Annotated in this window: 8 protein-coding genes; 4 read left to right on the top strand and 4 right to left on the bottom strand. The window is 49.9% G+C overall.

Annotated elements, in window-relative coordinates:
- Positions 1-144 precede the first annotated feature (144 nt).
- Positions 145-342 carry a hypothetical protein gene (locus AQR02_RS09070; RefSeq protein ID WP_054940288.1) on the top strand — a complete coding sequence of 66 codons (198 nt, stop codon included), beginning with the start codon at positions 145-147 and terminating at the stop codon, positions 340-342.
- Between the two features lie 9 nt (positions 343-351).
- On the opposite strand, the gene AQR02_RS09065 is transcribed toward AQR02_RS09070, so the two are convergent.
- Genes AQR02_RS09065 through AQR02_RS09055 form a run of 3 tightly spaced genes read right to left on the bottom strand, consistent with a single transcriptional unit; the run spans position 352 to position 1,873 of the window.
- On the bottom strand, positions 352-828 hold the full coding sequence (locus AQR02_RS09065; protein WP_054940287.1) for a GNAT family N-acetyltransferase: 477 nt from the start codon (positions 826-828) through the stop codon (positions 352-354).
- A 39-nt stretch (positions 829-867) separates the two neighbouring features.
- Positions 868-1,401 carry a macro domain-containing protein gene (locus tag AQR02_RS09060; RefSeq protein WP_245237594.1) on the bottom strand — a complete coding sequence of 178 codons (534 nt, stop codon included), beginning with the start codon at positions 1,399-1,401 and terminating at the stop codon, positions 868-870.
- A gap of 4 nt (positions 1,402-1,405) precedes the next feature.
- Positions 1,406-1,873 carry a hypothetical protein gene (locus AQR02_RS09055; RefSeq protein WP_054940285.1) on the bottom strand — a complete coding sequence of 156 codons (468 nt, stop codon included), beginning with the start codon at positions 1,871-1,873 and terminating at the stop codon, positions 1,406-1,408.
- A 233-nt stretch (positions 1,874-2,106) separates the two neighbouring features.
- On the opposite strand from AQR02_RS09055, the gene fsa reads away from it, so the two are divergent.
- From fsa to AQR02_RS09040, 3 genes are all read left to right on the top strand, one after another.
- Positions 2,107-2,760: a fructose-6-phosphate aldolase gene (gene fsa, locus AQR02_RS09050; protein WP_054940284.1), complete on the top strand. Its 654-nt coding sequence runs from the start codon at positions 2,107-2,109 to the stop codon at positions 2,758-2,760.
- A 163-nt stretch (positions 2,761-2,923) separates the two neighbouring features.
- Positions 2,924-3,367, top strand: a complete 444-nt coding sequence (locus AQR02_RS09045; protein ID WP_054940283.1) for a MarR family winged helix-turn-helix transcriptional regulator — start codon at positions 2,924-2,926, stop codon at positions 3,365-3,367.
- 12 nt (positions 3,368-3,379) lie between these two features.
- Positions 3,380-4,582, top strand: coding sequence for an MFS transporter (locus tag AQR02_RS09040; protein WP_054940282.1), 1,203 nt, complete (start codon positions 3,380-3,382; stop codon positions 4,580-4,582).
- An 86-nt stretch (positions 4,583-4,668) separates the two neighbouring features.
- Here the strand turns inward: AQR02_RS09040 and helD are convergent.
- The coding region (gene helD, locus AQR02_RS33850; protein ID WP_245237244.1) for an RNA polymerase recycling motor HelD at positions 4,669-5,694 on the bottom strand (1,026 nt) is incomplete at its 5' end.

Genomic DNA, 5,694 nt, shown 5'->3' with positions numbered 1-5,694 from the left:
CCCACCTTCATGCCGTCCTGCACATATTCTACGGCTTTCTCCGCAGCCAGTTGCTTCACATTGACACTCATTTTAATACCTCCATGTTATCCGTTATAATGAACTAATCATGACATTAATCTATAATCACCAGGAGGATTCCGGATGAGAACCGAAAATCAGATTCAATCCAAAATCAATGAACTAACGCTCCAGCGCAGATCCCTGGACACCCGACTTGCTTCCCTTGACTCAGACAGCCCCCAGCGGGAGAGCCTGAACGCGCAGATCGGCAGACTCGAGGATATGATCCTTATGCTCGAATGGGTATTGAATGCACCTGCAGGCAAATACCATGCATAACCCTTGCGGTCAGGACAATATTTTGCCGTAGCAGAGGCTGTCCGGATCACCAATATGTTGACCGAACAGATCAATCGGCCGGTAGCCGTGTTTTACGTAGAGTGCGATGGCTTCCGGCTGCTTAATTCCTGTCTCCAGCTTGATCTCCACGCAGCCGGCAGCCATTGCTCTGGCCTCCAGGTGGAGCAGCATTTTGTTCGCAATCCCCTGCTTGCGGCTGCCCGGATCCACGTAGAAACGTTTCAGTTCCATGACCTTGCTCTCGCTGTCAAGCGGCCGCAATCCTCCGCAACCCACCGGTTTCCCGCTGAGATAAGCCACTACGAAGGTCATCTCTTGAACTTTGGGATCGGAGAAATCCACAACATAAATCATTTCATGAGGATAGCGCAACTTTAAATCTTCGTCCAGCCGACTGATCAGCTCTTGCAGGTCCTCATTCTCAGGATGGACTTCAACAAATTTCACTTCAGTAACAGATGACATCTCCCGCTTCCCCCGTTTCATCCGGCATTCCGGTTTTCTTTACATATAACTTTTAAGCGTTTCCTCATACAGCTTAGAATTGTCCTGCTCGAAGCAAATAAACGCAATGGTCTTCAGTGGCAGTAACCGGGAATCCCTGTCAGACACATATTGGACCACTGTAGAAAGCGCCGTCTGGCAGGCCAGCAGCTTCGGGAAATTATAAACCCCCGTACTGATGTTCGGAAAAGCAATGCTTTGCGCGCCGCGGACAATCGCCATGTCAAGGCTGCTTATATAACATTTGGCCAAAGTTGCGGCCTCTCCTGCACCGCCGCCTTTCCAGATCGGTCCGACGGTATGTATGATCCCCAGGTACGGTAATTTTCCTGCGGTGGTGACAGCAGCTTCCCCCGGCAGGATGCCTCCCTGCTTCTGGCGGATTACCGCGCATTCGACAGCAATTTGCGGTCCGCCTGCACGATGGATCGCACCATCCACACCGCCGCCTCCATACAGTCCCGAGTTGGAGGCGTTCACGATCATATCGCCTTGCCAGTTCGTAATATCTCCTACACTGACTGAGATATCCACATGATTAATATGGATCTGCATGTCCGGTTTCCTCCTTCACCGTAGCCTCCAGATTTATTATCAGCTCTTTCTCACCTTTGCGGGCAGCTTTATCAGGAAATCCGGAATGCTCCGTCAGCACACCTTGGATAGCAGCCTTGCGGATATTGTTCACCATCCAGTTTTGTGCATCCCATAGAATCATTTCCCCGGTACCGGCCGGTACACGGCATAAGGCAAACGTTGTTCCAGTTTCTCCCAGCGAGAGCTGCTCACCCGGCTCTGATAATACGGTGTACTGAAATAGGGGAACGGCTTCTGGTCTTTCATCATTCTCCAAAAATCGTTCATTAAACACGGAATACATCAGCATACCCGTGAGGACCGCAGTGCTGTCAGCTTCCTGTTCAGCGATCAGCCTGCTGTTCTGGTAGGCGATAAGTCCGGCAGCTGCCAGCAGAAAGAGGGCAACTCCGGCAATTACAGTTATCATCACTGTCACCAGCCATTCGCAACTTTTTTAAGCAATACCGTTTCTATATTATCATGGGAGGAACGTGCCGGGAAATGGTCTAAAGGTGGAATTCATTTTTTTCTAAGGGGAGTTCTATAAAGTTATTTTGAAATATTCATATTAACAGTTGAAACTTCAGGTGGCATGATACATAATGAAGTTATGCATACTGTTTGTCAATCCATATGAAATCAAGGGAGGAATAATTTACAATGAAATTTTTCTTGGATACCGGAAACATTGAAGAAATCAAACGTATTACCCGCCTCGGATTAGTGGATGGCGTGACGACTAACCCGTCGCTGATCGCCAAAGAAGGCAGACTGTTCAAAGATGTAATTAAAGAAATCGTTGAGATTGTACCTGGCCCTGTAAGTGCAGAGGTTATTGGCCTTACAACCGAAGACATGCTTAAGGAAGCCTTCGAAATCGCGGAATGGGCACCTAACGTAGTAATTAAACTGCCGATGACCGAAGATGGACTGGCTGCCTGCTACGAGCTGACTAAAAAAGGGATCAAGACCAACGTTACCCTCATATTCTCCGCTGCTCAAGGCCTGATGGCCGCCAAAGCAGGCGCTACTTATATCAGTCCTTTTGTTGGACGTCTGGATGATATCGGTGTAGACGGTATGAAGCTGATCAAGGATCTCAAAACCATCCTGACCAACTACGGACTGTCTTCTGAAATTATTGCAGCCAGCATCCGCAACATCGCACATGTAGAGGAAGCAGCCATTGCCGGAGCGCATATTGCAACAATCCCGGGCTCCCTGCTCCCTTCCCTCTGGAAACACCCGCTGACAGACAGCGGCATTGAGCGTTTCCTGAAAGACTGGGAAACTGTTCCGCAAGCGGCTAAATAATAATTAAAGCTAATAACAATTAAGGCACCTCTTCAGAAATTATGTTGGATCTTATGCAAGATCTGATACTTTTCTGTGAGGTGCTTTTTGCTGTATCTTTATTGACAGTTTTAATTGTCCTGAATATAATTGTTATAACAACTATTTAGAAAGGAAGATTTCTATGCCTGGTTCCTCACCTCAGCAATTTCTCGGATTCCTGCTCGGCTCCACCTACCGGAGGATTTCAACCGCCTTTGCCCGTGTGCTGAAGCCTTACGATATTACCCCTGAACAATGGTCTGTCCTGCTGATGATTGTAGACCGGGACGGAATCAACCAGAAAGAAGTGGCCGCATCGGCAGCCAAAGACCAGCCTACCACTGCCCGAATCGTTGAGCTTCTCCAGAAAAAAGGTTTTATCACAAAAACGATGAATAAGAGTGACCGCCGTGCTTTCCAGCTCTACGCAACTGAGGAAGGCAAGGCCTTAATCAACAACACTCTGACCCTGGAGCAGCAGGTGATTGATACTGCCGTCACCGGACTGACCTCAGAGCAGCTTGAACAGCTGCGGAAGATGCTTAAGCTCATCTATCACAACACAGGGAACCCACATCAAGGATAGGAGCAATTCGTATTGAATAATAACTCTGAACATTTATGGACCAAATCCTTTATCCTACTAACTCTCTGCAATCTGCTGCTGTTCACCGGCCTGCAGATGACATTGTCCACCCTGCCGGTTTATGCTGAAGGAACCCTGCATGCTTCCTCCGTGCAAATCAGCCTTGTAACCAGTCTGTTCGCCCTAAGCGCCATCGCTTCCCGGGTATTCGCCGCCAAAGCCATGGAAAAAGGCGGCCGTAATCTGCTGATCTTCCTCGGTCTGGCAATCTCTCTTGCTGCAGTAGCCGGTTACTATTGGTCAGGAACCATTATCGTCCTGCTGCTGATGCGGATGCTCTTTGGCATAGGGTTCGGGATGGCCAGCACCGCATTTCCCACGATGGCCTCAGATGTCATTCCCATCCGCCGGATGGGCGAGGGCATGGGCTACTTCGGGTTGTCCACCAGTCTTGCGATGTCCGCCGGCCCGCTGATTGGACTCAGCCTGCTGCAGGGACCGGGCTTCGGTTCACTGCTCCTGAGCACCGGCCTTGCGCTTGCATTAATTCTGCCGTTTGGCTACCGCCTGACTAAAAGCCTGCCGGCCCATCACAAAGAACCCGTTCCGGTTTCAGCACCCGGCCCTAAGGGCAGTGTATTCCGCAAGCTGTTTATTCCCTGCCTGCTGAATCTGTTACTGTCCATCTCCTACGGCGGCCTGCTAGGTTTTCTTGCCTTATACGGCAAGGAGGTTCATCTGGATCATATTGCTTACTTTTTCCTGTTTAATGCAGTGGCCATCGTCATCATACGGCCGGTCTCCGGCAAAATTTATGACCGCTTCGGTCCGGCTGCCCTACTGATTCCCGGCAGCCTGTTCATCATTGGCGGATTGATGCTGCTCTCTTTTGCTGCTTCAACCGCCGCACTTTTTCCCGCCGCAATTTGCTATGGCATTGGCTTCGGATCCATGCAGCCCGCGTTACAGACCTGGATGATCCAATCTGTAGACGCACGGCAGCGGGGCATGGCGAACGGCATGTTTTTCAATTCACTCGATTTTGGGGTAGCCATCGGCACGATGCTTCTTGGATCAGTAGCTCTTTATAACTCATATGCTGTAATGTACCGCTACTCAGCAATTGCTCCTCTTCTGCTACTGGCCATCTACATTATTATTCTTACGGTACAGCGCCGAAACCGTACTGTATTATCGGGATTCTCCAGTAAATAATATTAACAAAACGCCAAAAGGCTAAAGACCTCATCCGCTTTCTGGATGGTCTTTAGCCTTTTATAATAACAGCCAGGTGCGGCGAATCAGCTCTTCAACGAGGCTGCAGTCACGGACTCACGGGCTGCAGCGGGCAAAAAGCGGCTAAGCTGCCCCAGACTGTAGATATGAAGCAGATGCATTGCGCGGGTGCAGGCTGTATAGAACAGCTTGCGTTCATTTTCTCTGCTGTATTTCTGGTCCGAGCCGTCATAGATAATAACCGCATCGAACTCTACTCCTTTGGCCAGATAAGCCGGGAGAACCAATGTGCCCTTCTGGAAATTAGGAGTCTCCTTGGTAACCAGTCTGACCGGAAGCCTGTTCTGAAGCTTGGCATGCACATCTGCACTCTCCTCTGCTGTTTTGCAGATGACCGCCACATAATGGTAACCGGCTGCATGCAGATTCAGCACATCCTGTTCCACTGAAGCCAGCAGCTCAGACTCACTGTTCACTACAGTTAGCGATGGTGTCTCCCCACGGCGGTTAAAGGGAACGATCCGTTCTCCACCCGGAATCATCGCCCGCGTAAACTCTACAATTTCGTAGGTTGATCGGTAGCTGCGGGTCAGGGAGATCACTTCTGTATTTTCTTCTCCATAAATACTGACCAGACCGGCCAGGTCACCCAGCACTTCTCCCTGGGCATAGATAGCCTGGTTCAAATCGCCGAGTACCGTCATCTTGGCCCGCGGAAACAGCCGGCGCATGAACTCCAGCTGGAACGGAGAGTAATCCTGTACTTCATCCACAATCACATGGCGGATCAGGGTATTCGTCCGGAAGCCTTGGCTGAGTTCCTTCAGGTAGAGAAATGGGGTCGCATCTTCATAAGCAAGCTCTCCGGCAGCGATGGTATCGAGTGTCATTGCACAAATTTCAGCCCATGCCTCCGGCAAAACGCTTTCTCCATTCAGACTGTTAATTAAGTGACGGTCGTTAAACAGCCTGCTGTACAGCCCCTTTACATCAACAAAACGTCCACGTTTGGTCCAAACACGGAGCGGCTTCAGGCGCTGGCTGACAATGTAGCGGGCGAGCATGCTCTTCTCGGTATCGAAATCATCAAA

Origin of the sequence: Paenibacillus ihuae (assembly GCF_001368795.1) — a bacterium.
Lineage (GTDB): Bacteria > Bacillota > Bacilli > Paenibacillales > Paenibacillaceae > Paenibacillus_AQ > Paenibacillus_AQ ihuae.
This window is presented reverse-complemented; position numbering and strand designations above follow the sequence as displayed.

Excerpts from the sequence above, each read along its gene's own strand:
- AQR02_RS09070 (WP_054940288.1), top strand. The coding sequence starts at position 145 with ATGAGAACCGAAAATCAGATTCAATCCAAAATCAATGAACTAACGCTC.
- AQR02_RS09065 (WP_054940287.1), bottom strand. The coding sequence starts at position 828 with ATGTCATCTGTTACTGAAGTGAAATTTGTTGAAGTCCATCCTGAGAAT.
- AQR02_RS09055 (WP_054940285.1), bottom strand. The coding sequence starts at position 1,873 with ATGATAACTGTAATTGCCGGAGTTGCCCTCTTTCTGCTGGCAGCTGCC.
- fsa (WP_054940284.1), top strand. The coding sequence starts at position 2,107 with ATGAAATTTTTCTTGGATACCGGAAACATTGAAGAAATCAAACGTATT.
- AQR02_RS09045 (WP_054940283.1), top strand. The coding sequence starts at position 2,924 with ATGCCTGGTTCCTCACCTCAGCAATTTCTCGGATTCCTGCTCGGCTCC.